The following is an 18,748-nucleotide window of genomic DNA, read 5'->3' on the forward strand; positions in this document are numbered from 1 at the left end:
CTTGCTCCCGCTGGGTTGCGCAGCAACCCCGAACACCGATTGAAGATGAAGACAGTGTGAGTGCTGCGCACTCAAGCGGGAGCAAGCTCCCTCGCCACAGGCAATCAATATGACCAGCATGGAAACCGGCAACACGGGTGTCGATCCGCGTCTGAGCTTTGATGACCCGCTTCTGGACGGTCTGTTGATCCTCTGCAAACTTCATGGCGCGACGGTCAGTCGCGCCAGCCTGAGTGCCGGGCTGCCAATGGCACACCAACGTTTGAGCCTGGACCTGCTGCCGCGCGCAGCGGCTCGGGCCAGTTTGCAGGCGCGTGTGCTGCGCCGTGAACTGGGGGAGATTTCCGCACTCAACCTGCCCGTGATGCTGATCCTCAACCATGGCCGCTGCGCAATCTTGCGTCGCTTCGGCGATGACGGTCAGGCGCTGATTCTGCCGAGCGAAGCCGACGGTGGAGAACAATGGGTCAGCACGGACGAGCTGGCCGCCAACTACAGCGGCCAGGCCTTGTTCGCCCGGCCGCGGCATGAACTCGAAGACTTGCGCGCGCCGCTGGTGCCGCGAGTGGAGGCGTGGTTTCGCGACACGTTGAAATTGTCGAAGTGGCTGTACAGCGATGCGATTCTGGCGAGTTTCCTGATCAACCTGCTGGGGCTGATGGTGCCGCTGTTTGTGATGCAGACCTACGACCGGGTGGTACCGAACCAGGCCACTTCAACGTTGTGGGTGCTGTCGATCGGCTTGCTGATCGGAACTGGCTTCGAACTGGTGCTGCGGGTGGTTCGCGCGCACTTGCTGGACACCGCCGGGAAGAAAACCGACGTGATTCTTTCGGCGACCTTGTTCGAACGCATCACCGGCATGGCGATGAAAGCGCGTCCAGCAACCATCGGTGGTTTCGCCCAGAGCATTCATGACTTTCAGGGCCTGCGGGAATTTCTCACCGCTGTCACGCTGACCAGCCTGATCGACCTGCCCTTCGCGGTGCTGATGCTGGTAGTGATCGGCCTGCTCGGTGGCTGGCTGGTGGTGATTCCGCTGTTGGCCTTCCCCATCACGATCATCTTTGCCATGGTGATTCAGGCACGTCTGCGCGACACCGTGCAGAAGAGTCTGAGCCTCGGCGCCGAACGTCAGGCCTTGCTGATCGAAACCCTCGGAGGCCTGGAAACCCTCAAGGCCTGCAGCGCCGAAAGCGAACGCCAGCACAAATGGGAAAGCACCCACGGCGCCCTCACCCGCCTCGACAGCCACGCGCGCAACCTCTCGGCGCTGGCCACCAACGGCACGTTGTTCATTCAGCAGTTCTCCGGCATGGCGACCATCGTCGCCGGGGTCTACAGCATCATTGCCGGTAACCTCAGCGTTGGTGCGCTGGTGGCGACCTACATGCTCGGCAGCCGCGTGCTCGCGCCGCTGGGACAGATCGCCGGGCTGATCACCCGTTATCAGCAAGCACAACTGACCATGAAAAGCACCGATGCGCTGATGTCGTTGCCACAAGAACGTGACGCCAAGCAGCGGCCGCTGGAGCGCACGCAATTGCAAGGCGCACTCGACGTCAGCGGCGTGACGTTCCACTACAACGGTCAGAATGCCCCGGCCCTGGCCAACGTCAGCTTCAGCATGAAACCGGGCGAACGGATCGGCATCATCGGCCGCAGCGGCTCGGGCAAAAGCACGTTGGCGCGGCTGGTGATGGGTTTCTATGCGCCGGAAGAAGGCCAGTTGCTGCTCGATGGCCTGGACCTGCGGCAACTGGACGTCGCCGACCTGCGTCAACAGATCGGCTACGTCGCCCACGACCTGCCGCTGCTGGCCGGCAGCCTGCGCGACAACCTGACCCTTGGCGCGCGCTACATCAGCGATGCCCGGATGCTCGAAGTCGCCGAACTGACCGGCGTCACCGAACTGGCTCGCCAACATCCCCATGGCTTCGACCGGCCGGTGGGTGAACGCGGTCAGTTGCTGTCGGGCGGTCAACGCCAAGCAGTGTTGCTGGCGCGGGCCTTGTTGCTCGACCCGCCGATCATGCTGCTCGACGAACCCACCAGCGCCATGGACAACAGCAGCGAAGACGTCCTGCGGCAAAAACTCCACGGCTGGATTCAGGGCAAAACCCTGCTGTTGGTCACTCACCGCACCTCAATGCTCAGCCTGGTGGACCGGTTGGTGGTGCTGGACAACGGGCGGATCGTCGCCGACGGCCCGAAAGAAGCGGTCATCGATGCATTGCGCAAGGGCCGTGTCGGCTCTGCGACGGTTTAGGGCACAAACACATGACCTGTGGCGAGGGGGCTTGCCCCCGTTCGGCTGCGAAGCAGTCGTAAACCTGCTAGCTCGATCGGTCTGGTACAACGGGGTGAATGGCTTTGGGGCCGCTTCGCGACCCAACGGGGGCAAGCCCCCTCGCCACAAAGCTCCCTCGCCACAGCTTTGTGTTCGGATTTATTTCTTTTAACTGACGGGTATTGCCCATGTCTGCTCAAACACCGGATTCAGCGGCCCGAAGCTACCTCGGCAGTTTCAGCAAAAGTGCCGAAAGCGAATTCATGCCGGAAACCGCTGGCGCGTCGTTGCAGGATTCGCCGCGCTGGTCGCGGATCACCGTGTGGCTGGCAGCGGCGCTGCTGATCACCGCACTGGTCTGGGCCAAGTTCGCCGTGTTGCAGGAAGTCACCACGGGCGAAGGCAAGGCGATTCCGTCGAGCAAGATTCAGGTGATCCAGAATCTGGAGGGCGGCATCGTCACGGAAATCTTCGTGCGCGAAGGGCAAATGGTGAACAAGGGCGACACCTTGCTGCGCCTGGATGACACGCGATTTCTGTCGAACAAAGGTGAAAGTGAAGCGGATCGTTATGCACTGACTGCGCAGGTCGAACGGTTATCGGCCGAGGCAGAAGGTCGGCCGTTCAAGCTGTCTGCGGAAGTCATCGCCAAGGCGCCACAAGTGGCCGAGGACGAACGCTCGCTGTACGAACAACGCCAGCGCCGACTGGCCAGCGAACAGCGCACGCTGACCGAACAACTTCGGCAGAAAACTCAGGAACTGGCGGAATTCCGCTCCAAACAAGGGCAGTTCAGTTCCAGCCTGGCGCTGCTGCAACAAGAGATGAACATGTCGGCGCCACTGGTGGGCACCGGTGCGGTTTCGCCAGTGGAAATCCTGCGACTCAAACGCAGCGCGGTGGAAATCCGCGGCTCGCTGAACGCTACGACCCTGGCGATTCCCCGTGCCGAATCGGCGATCAATGAGATCAAAAGCAAGATCGACGAGTCCGAACAATCCTTCCGTTCGGACGCGGCAAAAGAGCTGAATGAGAAACGCACCGACCTGTCGAAAATCACCGCCTCAAGCATTGCCATCGACGACCGGGTGACGCGCACCACCGTGGTGTCGCCGGTTCACGGCATCATCAAAATGCTGAAGGTCAACACCATCGGCGGCGTGGTCCAGCCGGGCAACGACATGGTGGAAATCGTGCCACTGGAAGACAACCTGCTGATCGAAGCCAAGGTCCGCCCTCAAGACGTGGCATTCCTGCACCCGGGCCAGAAAGCCATGGTCAAGTTCAGCGCTTACGACTACACGATTTACGGGGGGTTGAGTGCGAAGCTGGAGCTGATCGGGGCGGACACCATCACCGATGACAAGGGCAACAGCTTTTATCTGATTCAGGTGCGGACCGACAAGAATCACTTGGGCGGGGATGCGAAACCGCTGCTGATCATTCCGGGGATGGTGGCGACGGTGGACATTATTACCGGGGAGAAAAGCGTGTTGGATTATTTGCTTAAACCGGTGTTGAAAGCGCGGACCGAGGCGATGCGCGAGCGGTAGTCAGTGATCGTTCCCACGCTCCGCGTGGGAATGCCGCCCGGGACGCTCCGCGTCCCTTCCCGGATGTGACGCAGAGCGTCACTGGATGCATTCCCACGCAGAGCATGGGAACGATCATCGCCCGTGATTTTTCTGGTAGGTCTCCTCCCCCATCGCCGCAATCTGCCCCTCGATCAATGCCTCGAACGGTTTTAACAACGGCTCAAAACTGACGGGTGACTCAAGCGCCTGCAACGCCTGCACAATCGCCTCCACCGTCGATAACGCCCCAGGCCCCGGAGCCTTGCGCAAGCGATAACGCGACACCCCGCCCTCGGCCAGCGTCACTCTGGGCAACGCCGCCAACAACGGATTGAGGTGCAGCATTTTGCGCGCCTTGCGCCAGGTGCCGTCCGGAACCACCAGTAATAGCGGTTCATCATTGGTGGTGTAAGCCTGCAACGGTTGCGCATCCTCGGCGGGAAACAGCAGCCGCGCCTGATAGCCCGGCTGATTCAACAGCGCCGGCAAATCCTCAAACACCTCGCCGACGATCAACTTGGCATTCTTCAACCCCAACGCGGCCAACCGCGCGGTGTTCAGCGCGTGGTTCACTTCGCTTGGATGCTGAAGCAGCAACACCCGGGTGCGGCTGTCGAGGCTCGGGATCAGCGGGCACAGGCAATGGGTTTGTGGACGCAGGCAACGCGGGCACTGGATTCTGGACATTGTCTTAAGCCTGATTGAGCTGCGCTTTGAGCAGGTCGCGGAAGGTCTGGATCAGCGGTTCGCGGCTGCGGCCTCGGCGCACGATCATCGAGAACGGCGCCTGATAACCGAACGTCGCCGGCAGCAGCACGCGCAAATCGCCTTTGTCGGCCCAAGCCTGGGCGTAGTGCTCCGGCAAGTAACCGATGTAGGCGCCGGACAGCACCAGAATCAGCTGGGCTTCCATACTTTCCACGGTCGCCGCGCTGTGTTTGAAACCGTGGCGGGCCAGTTCGGCCTGGCTCCAATAGCCGCGACCGACCATGCGCTGTTGGGTGATGACTTGCTCGGGAATGCGCCGCTCGGTGAACAGCGGATGGCGGCTGCTGCAATACAGCCAGTGTTGCTCGCGGTACAGCGGCATGTAGACCAGACCGCTCATGCGCGTGGAAAAGGCACCGATGGCCAGGTCGAGGCGGTTGTCCTGCACGCCGAGTTGCAGCTCGTAGGGGCTCATGACCGACAGATGCAAATGCACCGCCGGGTGCTCCTGACTGTAGGCACCGATGGCTTCGGCGAAGGGCAAGGCCTTATCGCTGACGGTGGAGTCGATCACGCCCAGGTTCAAGGTTCCGCGCAGCTCGCCTTTGAGGGCGGCGGCGTATTGTTCGAAACCTTCGAGTTCGGCCAATAGCCGCAGGGTTTCCTGATGGAACAGCTCACCCTTGCTGGTCAGGCTGAAACCACCGCGACCGCGATGGCAAAGCACCAGGCCCAAGGCTGCTTCGAGCTGGCTCATGTAAGTGCTGATGGCCGAGGTCGAGAGGTTGAGCTCTTGCTGGGCGTTGGCGAACCCCTGATGGCGGACCACGCTGACGAAGATGCGCAATAGTTTCAGGTCGGGTAAAGCGTTGGCCATGGGGGACTCCAAGCACCTAGATCGTTCCCACGCTCTGCGTGGGAATGCAGCCCGTGACGCTCTGCGTCACATGCAGGAAACAGCTGGACGCGGAGCGTCCGTGGATGCGTTCCCACGCAGAGCGTGGGAACGATCACGCGTAAGAGTCTATCTCCGCCCTCGCCATTAGTTTAGAAAAATCTGAACTAAGTATTTGCCCGTAGCGATTCTTCCCGGTCACTACATTTCGCAGAATCGGCCCACAGCGGTGCCCGTCTCTCCCCGAGCGTGCAACCGACATAAATAAAACAACGACGATGAGGCCTTACCCGTGGACAAGATTCTTCACCAACCACTGGGCGGCAACGAAATGCCGCGCTTCGGCGGCATCGCCACCATGCTGCGACTTCCCCATTTGCCATCCGCTGCCGGCCTGGACGCTGCCTTTATTGGCATCCCGCTGGACATCGGCACGTCCCTGCGCCCCGGCACCCGTTTCGGGCCGCGTGAAATCCGTGCGGAATCGGTGATGATCCGCCCGTACAACATGGCCACCGGCGCCGCGCCGTTCGACTCGCTGTCGGTTGCCGACATCGGTGACGTAGCGATCAACACGTTCAACCTGCTGGACGCCGTGCGGATCATCGAAGAGGCCTACGACAACATCCTCGAACACGATGTGATCCCCATGACTCTCGGCGGCGATCACACCATCACCCTGCCGATCCTGCGTGCCATCCATAAAAAGCACGGCAAGGTCGGCCTGGTGCACATCGACGCTCACGCCGATGTGAACGATCACATGTTCGGCGAGAAGATCGCCCACGGCACCACCTTCCGTCGCGCTGTAGAAGAAGGCCTTCTGGATTGCGACCGCGTGGTGCAAATTGGCCTGCGCGCTCAGGGTTACACCGCTGATGACTTCAACTGGAGCCGCAATCAAGGCTTCCGTGTGGTTCAGGCTGAAGAATGCTGGCACAAATCCCTGGCCCCGCTGATGGCCGAAGTTCGCGAGAAAGTCGGCGGCGGTCCGGTGTACCTGAGTTTCGATATCGACGGCATTGACCCGGCCTGGGCACCAGGCACTGGCACCCCGGAAATCGGCGGTCTGACGACCATTCAGGCGATTGAAATCGTGCGCGGCTGCCAAGGCCTTGATCTGGTCGGCTGCGATCTGGTGGAAGTCTCGCCAGCGTACGACACCACCGGCAACACCTCGCTGTTGGGCGCCAACCTGCTGTACGAAATGCTCTGCGTACTGCCGGGCGTGGTCCATCGCTGAGGATCGGTCATGAGCGAACGTGATCAGGTACTCAACGCCGCCGCTGAGCTGGTGTCGGCCTTTGCTCGTAACGATCGCGAAGCTTACTTCGGCGCATTCAGCGTTGATGCCAGCTTCGTGTTCTACACCCTCGAGCAGCCCCTGCTGTCGCGCGATGCCTATCAGGCGTTGTGGGACACCTGGCGCGCCGAGGACGGCTTCGAGGTGCTGTCGTGCACCTCGAGCAACGCCTTCGTCAGCCTGCAGGGTGACGTGGCAATTTTCATCCATGACGTGGCCACCGAGCTGCGCATGCAAGGGGAGCAACACTTCAGCCAGGAGCGCGAGACGATTGTTTTCAAAAAACAGACGTCTGGCCAAGAACAACAAGGCCTATGGCTGGCCTGCCACGAACATTTGTCCGCAATGCCGGAAGGGCTGCCACCCCCTTAGCCAAACAGGTGACGCTCACACACGATGAGCGCGCCTTTATGATCGGAGCAGATCATGAATAACAACAACAAAGACCAAAGCCTTACGCAAATCGAAACCCACGGGGTCGAACAGATCCCGGACAACGAACGCACCGCAGGCCCGACGGACTTGTTCCGGATGATCTTCGGCGGTTCCAACACCTTTGCCACCGCCGTGCTCGGCAGTTTCCCGGTACTGTTCGGCCTGTCTTTTCAGGCGGGCGTCTGGGCGATTGTGCTGGGCGTGTTGCTGGGTTCGCTGATCCTTGCGCCGATGGGTTTGTTCGGTCCGCTTAACGGCACCAACAACGCCGTGTCGTCCGGTGCACACTTTGGTGTGCATGGGCGGATCGTCGGTTCGTTCCTGTCGCTGCTGACCGCCATCGCCTTCTTCTCGCTCTCGGTGTGGAGCTCGGGCGATGCGTTGATCGGTGGCGCAAAACGCCTGATCGGCCTGCCGGAAACCGACCTGACGCTGGGCCTGGCCTACGGTCTGTTCGCGATTCTGGTGCTGACGGTGTGCATCTACGGTTTCCGCTTCCTGCTGTGGGTCAACAAGATCGCCGTGTGGAGCGCCAGCCTGTTGTTCCTGTTGGGCATCTTTGCTTTCGCAGGTCCTTTCGATGTGAACTACGCCGGCAGCGTCAGCCTCGGTCAACCGGGTTTCTGGGCGGCCTTCATCGGCGCTGCACTGGTAGCGATGAGTAACCCGATTTCCTTCGGCGCGTTCCTCGGCGACTGGTCGCGCTACATCCCGCGTGACACCTCCAAGCGCCGGATCATGGCTGCCGTGGTGATCTCGCAGATCGCCACCTTCATCCCGTTCCTGTTCGGCCTCGCCACCGCCACCATCGTGGCGATCAAGGCACCGGACTACATCGCGGCCAACAACTACGTCGGCGGTCTGCTGGCGGTGTCGCCAAGCTGGTTCTTCCTGCCGGTGTGCCTGATTGCGGTGATCGGCGGCATGTCCACTGGCACCACCTCGCTGTATGGCACCGGGCTGGACATGTCCAGCGTGTTCCCGAGGGTGCTGTCACGGGTCAAGGCAACGCTGCTGATTGGCGTAATGTCGATTGCCTTCATCTTCATCGGGCGCTTTGCGGCGAACCTGGTGCAGAGCGTGTCGACCTTCGCCGTGCTGATCATCACCTGCACCACCCCGTGGATGGTGATCATGATCATCGGCCTGCTGGTGCGTCGCGGCTTCTACTGCCCGGATGACCTGCAGGTGTTCACCCGTGGCGAAAAAGGTGGCCGTTACTGGTTCACCCACGGCTGGAACTGGCGTGGCCTGGGTGCCTGGATCCCGAGCGCGCTGGCGGGTTTGTGCTTCGTGAACCTGCCGGGGCAGTTTGTCGGGCCACTCGGGAATCTGGCGGGCGGTATCGACATCAGCCTGCCGGTGACCCTCGGCCTGGCCTCGCTGGTGTACCTGACACTGCTGAGCCTGTTCCCGGAACCGGCTGCGGTGTTCGGCCCCAACGATGCACGCAGCAAGGGCGCACACACCATCGCAAAACCTGAAATGCGTCAGCCAGCCTGACACCGACACCCCTGTGGGAGCGAGCCTGCTCGCGATGACTGCGGCACATCCGACATTGATGTGACTGATAAATCGCTATCGCGAGCAGGCTCGCTCCCACAGGGGCCGGTCCACAGAACCATCTTTGTTTCACCATAAAAAAGACAATCGGAGACACGCCATCATGGCTTTGGATTTATTCGTCGTACTCATCTACGCCGCCGCGATGCTGATACTCGGCTACTACGGCATGCGCAAGGCCAAGACCAACGAAGACTTTTTGGTCGCCGGTCGTAACCTCGGCCCGAGCCTGTACATGGGCACCATGGCCGCGACCGTTCTGGGCGGTGCATCTACCGTCGGCACCGTGCGCCTGGGTTACGTCCATGGCATCTCCGGTTTCTGGCTCTGCGCGGCCCTCGGTTGCGGGATCGTGGCGCTGAACCTGTTCCTCGCCAAACCGCTGCTGAAACTGAAAATCTATACTGTTACCCAGGTGCTGGAAAAACGCTACAACCCGATGGCCCGCTCCGCGAGCGCGGTGATCATGCTGGCGTATGCGCTGATGATCGGCGTGGTCTCGATCCTGGCCATTGGCACCGTACTGCAAGTGCTGTTCGACCTGCCGTTCTGGCTGTCGGTATTGGTCGGCGGTGGCGTGGTGGTGATTTATTCGGCGATCGGCGGCATGTGGTCCCTGACCCTGACCGACATCGTCCAGTTCGTCATCAAGACCGTGGGCCTGATGTTCATCCTGTTGCCGATCTGCCTGTACCGCGTCGGCGGCTGGGATGAGTTGGTGTTGAAACTGCCGGCAACCGCCTTCAGCTTCACCACGATTGGCTGGGACACCATCATCACCTACTTCATGATCTACTTCTTCGGGATCCTGATCGGCCAAGACATCTGGCAGCGTGTGTTCACCGTCAGGAGCGCCAAAGTGGCTCAGGTCGCCGGTACATTCGCAGGCTTCTACTGCATCCTTTACGGACTGGCCTGCGCCCTGATCGGCATGGCCGCTCATGTGCTGATCCCGGATCTGGACAACGTCAACAACGCCTTCGCCGCCATCGTCAAACTGTCCCTGCCGGACGGTATCCGTGGCCTGGTGATCGCCGCTGCCCTGGCGGCCATGATGTCCACCGCCAGCGCCGGCCTGCTTGCCGCCGCCACCACCCTGACCGAAGACCTGCTGCCGAAACTGCGCGGCGGCAAACAGTCGAGCCTGGCGGTCAATCGCCTGTTCACCCTGCTGACCGGAATCGCCGTGCTGGGTATCGCGCTGGTCGTCAACGACGTGATCAGTGCCCTGACCCTGGCCTACAACCTGTTGGTGGGCGGCATGCTGATCCCGCTGATCGGTGCAATCTTTTGGAAACGCGCAACCACCGCCGGCGCTATCGCCAGCATGGGCATGGGCTTCGCCACCGCGCTGTTGTTCATGTTCAAGGACGGTATGGACGCCAACACCCCGATCTACTACAGCCTCGGCGTAGGCCTGGTGAGTTTCGTGGTGGTCAGCTTGCTGTCCCGTCGCCCGGCAGTGGTGGCGAGCGCCGCCTAAACTTTCCATGACGACTTGATGCTTTCTTCGACGGGTGTGGCACGGGCGTGTCCTCCCTTATTTCCTGCGCGGCGTTGCGCCTAAAAGCGAGCCAGGCAAGGCGCAGTCCGTAGGTAAGGGTCGTTTCCTTGCCAAGGACTGCAACACAGCCTGGCTCGCTTTTAGGCACAACCCGGAGGGCCGGAGCTGATGTCGTGCAGGGCTGCGTTACTCGGAGCTTATTTGGAACAACCAAACCACGCTCCTCGCGCCTTGCCCTGCACGACATCAGATCCGGCGCGGCGCAGGAAATAAGGGAGGACGCGCCCACTTGCCACACCCGTTTTTTTTCGCCTGAAGGAATCTGCTTATGAAGATCGTCAGCCGCGATCAGTGGTTCGAGGTCAAACAGCTCAGCGACGGCATCCGCCTGATTCACGAGCCTTACATTCGGCCCTTTTACCGCTGCAATCTCTGGCACATTCAGGGGCGTGACAAGGATTTGCTGCTGGACAGCGGTTCCGGCCTGGTCAGCCTGCGCGAGCAATTGCCGTGGATCACCGAACGACCACTGGTGGCGGTGGCCAGCCATTGCCATTTCGACCACATCGCCGGGCATCACGAATTCCCCGAACGGCTGGTACACCCGGCCGAGGCACAGATCCTCGCCGAGCCCGACGGCGACAACACCCTGAGCAAGGCTTTTGTCGGTGACGACATGTTCGAGGCTCACCCCGACTGCCCGTTGTGCTACGCCGAATACCGGGTCAAAGCCGCACCGGCCACGGGTTTGATTGAAGAAGGCGACGTGCTCGCTCTCGGCGATCGGGTCCTGCAAGTGCTGCACACGCCGGGTCATTCACCGGGCGGCATCAGCCTGTTTGAAGCGGCGACCGAAACCCTGTTCAGCGGCGACATCATTTACGACGGGCCTCTGATCGAAGACGCCTATCACTCCAACCTCGACGACTACGCCCGCAGCCTGCAACGCTTGCGCGCGCTGCCGATCCGCACGGTGCACGGCGGACATTTCGGGAGTTTTTCCGGGGAGTATTTGCGCACGATGATAGACGAGTGGCAGCGCCGACACGCCTGAAGCCTGCTGTACTCAGCACCAGGGACAACAACAATAACGCCCTCGAAGAACAATCATGACAAGAGACGCCGTTCGTACAGCCGTGCACCGCCTCATCAGCCGTCTGCTGGAGGGCCGGGAAGACTTCGACGACAACACCCGTCTGGTGCAGTTGGGACTGGATAAAAAAGATATTCAAGATCTGATTTTCCATCTGGAAGATCAGCTGGGACTGACAGCGTCCACCGCCGAAGAAGACCGAATGCTCAAGACTGCGACGACCGTCGACGACTTGAGCCGGTTTTTGATTGAGATCGGGCGGTATTGAGACCGGTTGTCATATACATCTTTTGTGGCAGATGCAGTCACCTGTGGCGAGGGGGCTTGCCCCCGTTGGGCCGCGAAGCGACCCCAAAACGCTCACCGCGGTGTATCAGACAGAACGCAGTGCGCCGGTTTACGACTGCTGCGCAGCCGAACGGGGGCAAGCCCCCTCGCCACAAGCAAGCCCCTCGGGCAAGTCTCCTTGCCACAACAAGCCCGCTTGCCAGATAGGTTCAGGCGTTTACCGGCGGCGCTGCTGGCGGCGACGTTGTTCGTCGTCAGTGCGAATGGGTATGGGTTGCAGAGGCGGTTCGATCAAACCGAGTGCGACACCCAGGTCATGCAGCCAGTTTTGGATTTTCTCTTTCATGATGCCCCCCTTCAGGGTCGTGCCGAGCGGCCGAAGTTCTGTAGCCCCTTCGCACTGATAATAGTCCGAAGTCCTACGCAATGCTCGCCCAAGATCGCAATGATCTGTTACTAAATTGATCCAAATCCCAGACCGCACGTTCAAGCAATTGCCTGGGCCTGAATCGCTGCCGATGGATACACCGCCTGCTGTTGCTCGATCCATGCATTCAGGTTGGCCCCGACCATGCCTTTGCGCCACATCAGCCAAGTGGTCGCGCTGGCGAACGGCTCGGCCAACGGGTGCACTGCCACGCTTTCGCGCCCCGGCAGGCTGGCGAGCATCGACTCCGACATCAGCGCCACGCCGGAGCCGGCAATCACACAGGCGAGCATTCCCGGATAGGACTCGATCTCCATCGCCCGGCCCATGGCCGCGTGATCATGGGCAAACCAGGCTTCCAGACGCATCCGATAGGAACAGCCCTGCCGAAACGTGAACACCGAACGTCCTTCGACATCCAGTGCGCTGCGTACCGGCGGATGATCGGCCTCGCTGATCAACACCAGCCGTTCGTCGCACAACGGCACGCCGTCGAGCCCGGCCAGTTCCAGCGGACCGTCCACCAGCGCCGCATCGAGGCGCCCGGTGAGCAGACCTTCGAGCAATTCGCCGCTGGGGCCCGATTGCACTTGCAGGTTCACCGCCGGATAGCTGCGGTGATAACGCGCCAACAGCTCTGGCAGGTGAATTGCGGCGGTGCTGTACATCGTGCCCAGTACGAAATCCCCGGCCGGTTGCCCGCCCTGCACTGCCGCATGGGCTTCGTCGTGCAAGGCGAACAGCTTGGCGGTGTAGTCCAAGAGGACTTTTCCCGCAGGTGACAACTGCAAACGCTGACGCTCACGTACGAACAGTTCGACACCGAGTTGCTCTTCGAGCTGCTTGAGCCGGGTCGACAGGTTGGACGGCACGCGATGCAAGCGTTCAGCAGCCCGGGTAATGGAGCCCTCCTCCGCCACCGCCTGGAAGATCCGCAATTGGCTGAATTCCACGCCATTCTCCAAATCAGAACAAGTTTCTCACTATTATTCATTTTTAAAGAAAGTCAATCAGTCCTAGCCTGACGGTCATTGATCCTCGGAACGGAACTCAGACCATGTCCCCTCTGATTCGCTTAACCGCCAGCTTCATCGCCCTGATGATGGCCATGGGCATCGGGCGTTTCGCCCTGACCCCGCAACTGCCGCACTTGCTCAGCGAAGGCCAGATCGACCTGACTGCCGCCGGTCTGATTGCCGCCGCCAACTACCTCGGCTACTTCGTCGGCGCGGTGGACGCGATGTTCGCCCGTCGTCCCAACCAGGTTCGTCGGCGCCTGATCGGCGGTTTGTGGCTCTGTGTATTGCTGACCCTGGCCTCGTTCTGGGCCGACGGGTTCTGGTCGCATCTGGTGCTGCGTTTCGGCACGGGCGTGGCCAGCGCCTGGGTGTTGGTGATGATTACCGCATTGAGTCAACCGCTGGCAGCGGCGGCCGGTCGTCCGCGACTTGGCGCCCTGGTCTTTGCCGGGCCGGGCCTGGGGATTTTTCTGACAGGGTTGTTGGCTCTGGGCTCGAACCTGCTGGGGCAGACGTCCGCAGTCTTGTGGCTGGTGTATGCCGGAGTCGGGCTGGTGATGCTGTTGGGGATTCTGCCGTTCCTGCCGCAACCGGCTGCCTCTTCTGTGGCGACACCACCTGCTGCCACATCCGGCACCCAAGGTGTCGGACGTTTACCGGTGATCTATGGTCTGTACGGTTTGGGCTACATCATCCCGGCCACTTTCCTCTCGCAAATGGCCAGCGCGCAGTTCCATGGGCAATGGCAAGCCGATCTATTCTGGCCATGCTTCGGTCTGGCGGCGGCAATCGGGGTGGTGTTGGTGAGCCTGCGTCGGCACAACCCGAATGCCACTCGCCATTGGCTGATGGCAACATTGTGGTTGCAAGCGGTCGGAGTCTTCGCCTGCCTGTTGGGCAGCGGTGCCGGCCTGGCGTTAGGGGTGATCTTGTGTGGCGGGCCGTTCCTGGCCTGCATGCAACTGGTGATGCAGCGCTCCCGGGAACTGGCGCCCCATGCCACCCAGCGCAACGCCGGGCTGCTCACCGCGTGCTTCGCCGTGGGTCAGCTCAGCGGGCCGTTGCTGGCAGCGCTGAGCAGTCATTTCAGCGGTGGATTGCAACCCGCGCTGCTGATCGCCGGCAGCGGTTTGCTCATCGCAGGAGGCCTGTTGCTGCGCCCGGTCAGGGTTGCCCAAGTGCTTTGCGCAAACGACGGCGGACCCACTGCTCTGCGCTCACAAAAGTGATCCCGAGCAGAACCAGCACCGCGCCGATCACAAAGTTGAGACTCAGTTCTTCGCCCAGCAGCACCACGCCGAATGTGACGCCGAACAGCGGCGTCATGAACGAAAACACCGCCAGGTTCGCCGCCAGATAACGACGCAGCAGCCAGAACCAGGTCAAGTAACTGAAGAACGACACCACCAACCCTTGGAATAACACACTCGCCACGGCAACAGTGGTCAGGCTGACATGAGTGACCTGCCCGCTGAGGATCGCGATCAACAGCAGGCCGACGAAGCCGACGATCAGTTGATAAAACAGCGTCAGCGTCACCGGCGCTTCCGACAGGCGCGAGGCGCGCACCACAACAGTGGTCGCGCCCCATGACGCGCCAGCCAGCACGCCCAACGCATCGCCCATCAGCATGCGGTGGTCGAGGTTGTCCCAGGACACGCCACCGGCAAACGCAATGGCAATGCCGATGAAGGCGAGAACAATCCCCAGCCACTGCACCGGCCTTAAACGCTCACTCGGCAGCAGCCAATGCACGCCCAACGCGGTGAAGATCGGCGCGGTATAAAGGAACACCGACATGTGCGCGGCCGTGGTCAGTTGCAGGCCTTCGGAAATGAAGAAGAACTCCAGGCCAAACAACGCACCCGCCAGCAAGCCGCCGCGCCAGGTAGTGCCAACCTGATCCCAACCGCCCTTCCAGCAGATCAACAATCCTACGAGCAACGCGGAAATACCCGACCGCCCCGCCGCTTGCATGACCGGCGCGATGTCGGGCGCGGCCCACTTGATCATCACCTGCTGCACGCCCCAGATCAGGCACAGCCCGACCATCACTTGCAGGGCAAACCCATCGGCGCTACGCCGGGTGGCGCTCACCGGAACACCTCGATAACACAATCCATGGCAGTGACTCGACAGTAAAAGCAAAGCCCCGACCTTCTGGCTGAGCAGAGTGTCGGGGCGAAAAATTATGCCGTCGATTATTAACCAGATGGACAGAAAAAGGTGTCTGCAAAAGACCTTTAAATCGTTGCTTGCGTCATATGGCGGTCGCGTCCTCCCTGTAGGAGCTGCCGCAGGCTGCGATCTTTTGCCTGTAAAAGATCAAGATCAAAAGATCGCAGCCTGCGGCAGCTCCTACAGGGAGCGCGTAGGGTCAGCTGAGTTCGATACGATCAGCGTGAATGACGATCTGGCCGTTCTTGTACAACGCACCAATGGCCTTTTTGAAGTTGCCCTTGCTGACGCCGAACATACTGCTGATCAGCGTCGGGTCGCTCTTGTCGCTGACTGGCAGAGTGCCGTTGTTGTCGCGCAACCTGGCAAGAATCTTCGAGTTCAGGCTAGTGGCAGCTTCCTCGCCCACCGGTTGCAGGCTCAGGCTGATCTTGCCGTCGGCGCGGACTTCTTTGATAAAGCCCTTCTCTTCTTTACCGGCGCGCATGAACTTGAAGATTTCGTTCTTGTGGATCAGACCCCAATGCTTGTTGTTGATGATTGCCTTGAAGCCCATATCGGTCGCTTCGGCCACCAGCAAATCAACTTCCTGACCCGGGGTGTAATTGGCCGGGGTCTTGTCCAGGTAGCGGTCCAGACGCGCCGTCGCGGTGATGCGGCGCGTGTGTTTGTCGAGATAAACGTGCACCACGACATACTCGCCGGCCGTCATCTGGCGCTTTTCTTCGGAATACGGCAGCAGCAGGTCCTTCGGCAAACCCCAATCCAGGAACACGCCGATGCTGTTGACTTCAACAACTTTCAAACTGGCGAATTCACCGACCTGAACTTTCGGCTTTTCGGTCGTTGCGATAAGTTTGTCATCGCTGTCCAGATAAATAAAAACGTTGAGCCAGTCTTCATCTTCGCTGGGAATATCTTTGGGGATATAACGGTTAGGCAGAAGGATTTCGCCATCCGCGCCACCGTCCAGATATAAACCGAAGTTAGTGTGTTTAACCACTTGCAAACTGTTGTAGCGCCCGACTAAAGCCATGTCCAATACCCTCATTGCGTGGGCGGCATTCTACCCGGTTTTGCGGGCCGCGTTCGGCGGCCGGTCCGGTGGCACAAGAAAATCCGTCGAAGGCCTTAATTTTCCTGGGTTTTACCCGGTGCGCTTGCCCGCTCGTCAGACCATTTGGGTGCCTCGCTCCATGGTCTGCCCATCCGAAAAACGCTTTTTCTTCACTTGGGTTCTTAGTTAAAACAGCAGCTTACGGGAACATTGCGAATAATAACTTGCGATAAATTGCGTTTCTCCGAGGTGTATTTCGGGAGGATATTTACCAAGCAATTGTCAAGTATTTCCTGTACGATGCCTGGCCAAGTTAATTTCTACAGGTTAATGGCCGCCATGCGTGTAAAAGCATCCAACAGCAAAGCAAAGCCAGCTCCAGCCGTTGAAACCAGCGAATCGATCAACAACCAGATCGCTGCGTTTCTCAAGTCCGGCGGAGAGATCCAGCAAATTGCCAAAGGCGTCAGCGGCCAGACGTTCGGCCCGTCCAAGCAGATCACATTGGGCAAGAAGTAATCCCCCTGTGTTAACTGGTCCCTAAGCGCTTTGAGCTTCGAAGCGCTTGGACTGGAACCCTCCCGCAATACCCCATCAAACAAATCAATATTTCAAAAATCGACGAACGGCCCTCGATGCCGAGCATTCGCCGGTATGCTTGCACACGTCTAGATCAAGCGTTTCAGTAGGTTTCAAGGACCTGCTCCTCGCTGTTCATGGAGTGACGCATGCTCAAGCCCTCTCTTTTCCTGCTCTGCAGCGTGCTGTGGTGTTCAGACGCCAATGCGCAAGTCTTCCAGCGCGAACTGGGCGACTTCGATCTTAAACTCGCCACCACGCCCAGTCGCAGCATGGCCCAAGGGCTGGTCAAACCCTCGACGACCGGCTCGTTCCACGGTGGCCTCGACCTGAGCCACGACAGCGGCTTCTATGTGGGTCAATGGTCCCCCAGCATGGGGCTGAGTCCCTCGAGCAATCTCGAAGTCGATTCCTACATGGGCTTTAAACAGCCCTTCGATCACTCCCTCGGCTACGAAGTGGGCATGATCCATTACAGCTACCCGAAAGTGGACACCCTCGACAGCCAGGAGCTTTTCGGCGGCCTGACCCTGCTGGGCAGTCGCTTCGGCGCGGCCTTCAGCAACGACCCGGACAAACAGAACAGCACCCTGTTCGCCGACCTCAGTGGCAACCAGCCGTTCGGCATCGGGATCAGCCTGAAATACACCACCCATCAACTCAACACACCGGTGTCCGTTGACGATGGGTATGTAGGCAGCTTTACCGACTGGTCAGTGAAATTGTCCCGGCCGTTCATGGGCATCGATCTGGACTTGATCTACAGTGATTCAAGCCTGAGCGGCAGCGATTGTTCCGCTTATTCTGGCCACAATAGCCAGTGCGACGGCCTGGTGACGCTCAAGGCTGCGCACAGCTTCTATTAATTGGCTGAACTGCCGGGCTTATCCCGCGATCACACAAGAGACCCCTTTAAGAAACCAGGTCTTCGCAAGGACTCGTCATGTCGCACTGGTTGAAGCAGATCGGCGTCATCCTCACCCTTAGCCTCACCGTCGCCGCGTGCAGCCGCGTGGGCCTGGCTTACCGCAACCTCGACGTGATCATTCCCTGGACGCTCAGCGACTACCTGGAGATGAATCACGAGCAAAAAGACTGGTTCAACGAGCGCCTCAAGGAACACTTGAGCTGGCACTGCACCACGCAATTGCCCGGCTACCTCGACTGGCTGGATCGTTTACAGGCCATGGTCGAAGCCAACCAGATCACCGACGCCGCACTGCAAACCCGCACCCAGGAAGCCAAACAGGCCATCGCCGATACCGCCCGGGAAATCACCCCGTCGGCCATCGAGTTGTTGCAGGGCCTTGATGACAAGCAAGTCGCGGAAATGAACGATGCCTTCGCCAAGGACCAACGTAAACGCCAGGAGGCCTACCTCAAACCGTCTCTGGAACAACAGATCAGAGAGCGGAGCAAGCGCATGGAGAAACGCCTGAATGACTGGCTCGGCCCGCTCAACCCAAGCCAACAGCAACGGGTCGTGGCCTGGTCGAATGCCTTGGGTGATCAGAACAAGCAATGGATTGCCAACCGCGCCCATTGGCAACAGCAATTCAGCGCGGCAGTCGCGCAGCGGCAGAGCCCAGAATTCCCACAGCGAATCGAGACACTTCTGGTGAATCGCGAGAGTTTGTGGACGCCGGCTTACCGCCAGGCCTACGCCAACACCGAAGCCCAGGCTCGGGCGTTGCTGGTGGACGTGATGGCCGAGAGCACACCGGTTCAACGTGAACGGTTGCTGCAAAAGATTGAAGGTGTGCGCAAGGATTTCGTTGATTTGAAATGCCTGAAAGCGGCGCGGCAGGATTAAACGGATCACCACAATCCAATGT

At 60.0% G+C, this 18,748-nt stretch carries 18 protein-coding genes; 12 read left to right on the top strand and 6 right to left on the bottom strand.

The features are described 5' to 3' along the window. Positions 1-109: 109 nt before the first annotated feature. Positions 110-2,269: a type I secretion system permease/ATPase gene (locus ACZ9IM_RS09955; RefSeq protein ID WP_123494639.1), complete on the top strand. Its 2,160-nt coding sequence runs from the start codon at positions 110-112 to the stop codon at positions 2,267-2,269. A gap of 209 nt (positions 2,270-2,478) precedes the next feature. After that, positions 2,479-3,843 (top strand): HlyD family type I secretion periplasmic adaptor subunit, encoded by a 1,365-nt coding sequence (locus ACZ9IM_RS09960; RefSeq protein WP_429545838.1) that lies wholly within the window; start codon positions 2,479-2,481, stop codon positions 3,841-3,843. 114 nt (positions 3,844-3,957) lie between these two features. Here the strand turns inward: ACZ9IM_RS09960 and ACZ9IM_RS09965 are convergent, their stop codons facing one another. Continuing rightward, entirely contained in the window at positions 3,958-4,551 is a 594-nt protein-coding gene (locus ACZ9IM_RS09965; protein ID WP_476223814.1) for a tRNA-uridine aminocarboxypropyltransferase, read from the bottom strand. Between the two features lie 4 nt (positions 4,552-4,555). Next, the gene (locus tag ACZ9IM_RS09970; protein WP_008013540.1) at positions 4,556-5,449 is read right to left on the bottom strand and encodes a LysR family transcriptional regulator; all 894 of its coding nucleotides are present in this window, start codon (positions 5,447-5,449) and stop codon (positions 4,556-4,558) included. Between the two features lie 310 nt (positions 5,450-5,759). Here ACZ9IM_RS09970 and speB point away from each other — a divergent pair, with 310 nt between their 5' ends. From speB to ACZ9IM_RS10000, 6 genes are all read left to right on the top strand, one after another. Continuing rightward, positions 5,760-6,710 carry an agmatinase gene (speB, locus tag ACZ9IM_RS09975; protein WP_007905133.1) on the top strand — a complete coding sequence of 317 codons (951 nt, stop codon included), beginning with the start codon at positions 5,760-5,762 and terminating at the stop codon, positions 6,708-6,710. A gap of 9 nt (positions 6,711-6,719) precedes the next feature. Next, entirely contained in the window at positions 6,720-7,142 is a 423-nt protein-coding gene (locus ACZ9IM_RS09980; RefSeq protein WP_007905130.1) for a YybH family protein, read from the top strand. A 54-nt stretch (positions 7,143-7,196) separates the two neighbouring features. Continuing rightward, positions 7,197-8,708, top strand: a complete 1,512-nt coding sequence (locus tag ACZ9IM_RS09985; RefSeq protein WP_476223815.1) for a purine-cytosine permease family protein — start codon at positions 7,197-7,199, stop codon at positions 8,706-8,708. A gap of 163 nt (positions 8,709-8,871) precedes the next feature. Beyond that, positions 8,872-10,251, top strand: a complete 1,380-nt coding sequence (locus ACZ9IM_RS09990; RefSeq protein WP_476223816.1) for a sodium:solute symporter family protein — start codon at positions 8,872-8,874, stop codon at positions 10,249-10,251. A gap of 349 nt (positions 10,252-10,600) precedes the next feature. Next, positions 10,601-11,326: an MBL fold metallo-hydrolase gene (locus ACZ9IM_RS09995; protein ID WP_476223817.1), complete on the top strand. Its 726-nt coding sequence runs from the start codon at positions 10,601-10,603 to the stop codon at positions 11,324-11,326. 55 nt (positions 11,327-11,381) lie between these two features. Next, positions 11,382-11,633: an acyl carrier protein gene (locus ACZ9IM_RS10000; protein ID WP_427626031.1), complete on the top strand. Its 252-nt coding sequence runs from the start codon at positions 11,382-11,384 to the stop codon at positions 11,631-11,633. Positions 11,634-11,870: 237 nt separating this feature from the next. Here ACZ9IM_RS10000 and ACZ9IM_RS10005 read toward each other — a convergent pair whose 3' ends face one another. Both ACZ9IM_RS10005 and ptrR read right to left on the bottom strand, forming a co-directional pair. Next, positions 11,871-11,999 (bottom strand): PA1414 family protein, encoded by a 129-nt coding sequence (locus ACZ9IM_RS10005; RefSeq protein WP_007905120.1) that lies wholly within the window; start codon positions 11,997-11,999, stop codon positions 11,871-11,873. 140 nt (positions 12,000-12,139) lie between these two features. After that, positions 12,140-13,033: a putrescine utilization regulator PtrR gene (gene ptrR, locus ACZ9IM_RS10010; protein ID WP_427626030.1), complete on the bottom strand. Its 894-nt coding sequence runs from the start codon at positions 13,031-13,033 to the stop codon at positions 12,140-12,142. 104 nt (positions 13,034-13,137) lie between these two features. Between ptrR and ACZ9IM_RS10015 the strand changes: the two genes are divergently transcribed. Further along, positions 13,138-14,328 carry an MFS transporter gene (locus tag ACZ9IM_RS10015; RefSeq protein WP_427626029.1) on the top strand — a complete coding sequence of 397 codons (1,191 nt, stop codon included), beginning with the start codon at positions 13,138-13,140 and terminating at the stop codon, positions 14,326-14,328. On the opposite strand, the gene ACZ9IM_RS10020 is transcribed toward ACZ9IM_RS10015, so the two are convergent. Further along, positions 14,264-15,196: a DMT family transporter gene (locus ACZ9IM_RS10020; RefSeq protein ID WP_063341262.1), complete on the bottom strand. Its 933-nt coding sequence runs from the start codon at positions 15,194-15,196 to the stop codon at positions 14,264-14,266. The two genes, ACZ9IM_RS10015 and ACZ9IM_RS10020, sit on opposite strands and share 65 nt — an antisense overlap. 280 nt (positions 15,197-15,476) lie before the next feature. Further along, positions 15,477-16,313: a CvfB family protein gene (locus tag ACZ9IM_RS10025; protein ID WP_008076708.1), complete on the bottom strand. Its 837-nt coding sequence runs from the start codon at positions 16,311-16,313 to the stop codon at positions 15,477-15,479. A 351-nt stretch (positions 16,314-16,664) separates the two neighbouring features. Between ACZ9IM_RS10025 and ACZ9IM_RS10030 the strand changes: the two genes are divergently transcribed. The 3 genes from ACZ9IM_RS10030 to ACZ9IM_RS10040 all read left to right on the top strand — a co-directional run bounded on the left by ACZ9IM_RS10030 (position 16,665) and on the right by ACZ9IM_RS10040 (position 18,726). Beyond that, positions 16,665-16,853, top strand: coding sequence for a hypothetical protein (locus tag ACZ9IM_RS10030; protein ID WP_017337097.1), 189 nt, complete (start codon positions 16,665-16,667; stop codon positions 16,851-16,853). 209 nt (positions 16,854-17,062) lie between these two features. After that, positions 17,063-17,779 (top strand): TorF family putative porin, encoded by a 717-nt coding sequence (locus tag ACZ9IM_RS10035; RefSeq protein WP_008076706.1) that lies wholly within the window; start codon positions 17,063-17,065, stop codon positions 17,777-17,779. Positions 17,780-17,856: 77 nt separating this feature from the next. Next, the gene (locus tag ACZ9IM_RS10040; protein WP_476223818.1) at positions 17,857-18,726 is read left to right on the top strand and encodes a DUF6279 family lipoprotein; all 870 of its coding nucleotides are present in this window, start codon (positions 17,857-17,859) and stop codon (positions 18,724-18,726) included. Positions 18,727-18,748: the final 22 nt, after the last annotated feature.

The sequence above is a fragment of the Pseudomonas sp. TE12508 genome, assembly GCF_056279485.1.

Bases quoted from the DNA above. Each gene is read 5' to 3' on its own strand.
- ACZ9IM_RS10035 (WP_008076706.1), top strand. From the start codon at position 17,063: ATGCTCAAGCCCTCTCTTTTCCTGCTCTGCAGCGTGCTGTGGTGTTCA.
- ACZ9IM_RS10000 (WP_427626031.1), top strand. From the start codon at position 11,382: ATGACAAGAGACGCCGTTCGTACAGCCGTGCACCGCCTCATCAGCCGT.
- ACZ9IM_RS10005 (WP_007905120.1), bottom strand. From the start codon at position 11,999: ATGAAAGAGAAAATCCAAAACTGGCTGCATGACCTGGGTGTCGCACTC.
- ACZ9IM_RS09980 (WP_007905130.1), top strand. From the start codon at position 6,720: ATGAGCGAACGTGATCAGGTACTCAACGCCGCCGCTGAGCTGGTGTCG.
- ACZ9IM_RS10015 (WP_427626029.1), top strand. From the start codon at position 13,138: ATGTCCCCTCTGATTCGCTTAACCGCCAGCTTCATCGCCCTGATGATG.
- ACZ9IM_RS10030 (WP_017337097.1), top strand. From the start codon at position 16,665: ATGGCCGCCATGCGTGTAAAAGCATCCAACAGCAAAGCAAAGCCAGCT.
- ACZ9IM_RS10040 (WP_476223818.1), top strand. From the start codon at position 17,857: ATGTCGCACTGGTTGAAGCAGATCGGCGTCATCCTCACCCTTAGCCTC.
- ACZ9IM_RS09965 (WP_476223814.1), bottom strand. From the start codon at position 4,551: ATGTCCAGAATCCAGTGCCCGCGTTGCCTGCGTCCACAAACCCATTGC.
- ACZ9IM_RS10025 (WP_008076708.1), bottom strand. From the start codon at position 16,313: ATGGCTTTAGTCGGGCGCTACAACAGTTTGCAAGTGGTTAAACACACT.
- ACZ9IM_RS09995 (WP_476223817.1), top strand. From the start codon at position 10,601: ATGAAGATCGTCAGCCGCGATCAGTGGTTCGAGGTCAAACAGCTCAGC.
- ACZ9IM_RS09970 (WP_008013540.1), bottom strand. From the start codon at position 5,449: ATGGCCAACGCTTTACCCGACCTGAAACTATTGCGCATCTTCGTCAGC.
- ACZ9IM_RS09960 (WP_429545838.1), top strand. From the start codon at position 2,479: ATGTCTGCTCAAACACCGGATTCAGCGGCCCGAAGCTACCTCGGCAGT.
- ACZ9IM_RS09955 (WP_123494639.1), top strand. From the start codon at position 110: ATGACCAGCATGGAAACCGGCAACACGGGTGTCGATCCGCGTCTGAGC.
- ACZ9IM_RS09985 (WP_476223815.1), top strand. From the start codon at position 7,197: ATGAATAACAACAACAAAGACCAAAGCCTTACGCAAATCGAAACCCAC.
- ACZ9IM_RS09990 (WP_476223816.1), top strand. From the start codon at position 8,872: ATGGCTTTGGATTTATTCGTCGTACTCATCTACGCCGCCGCGATGCTG.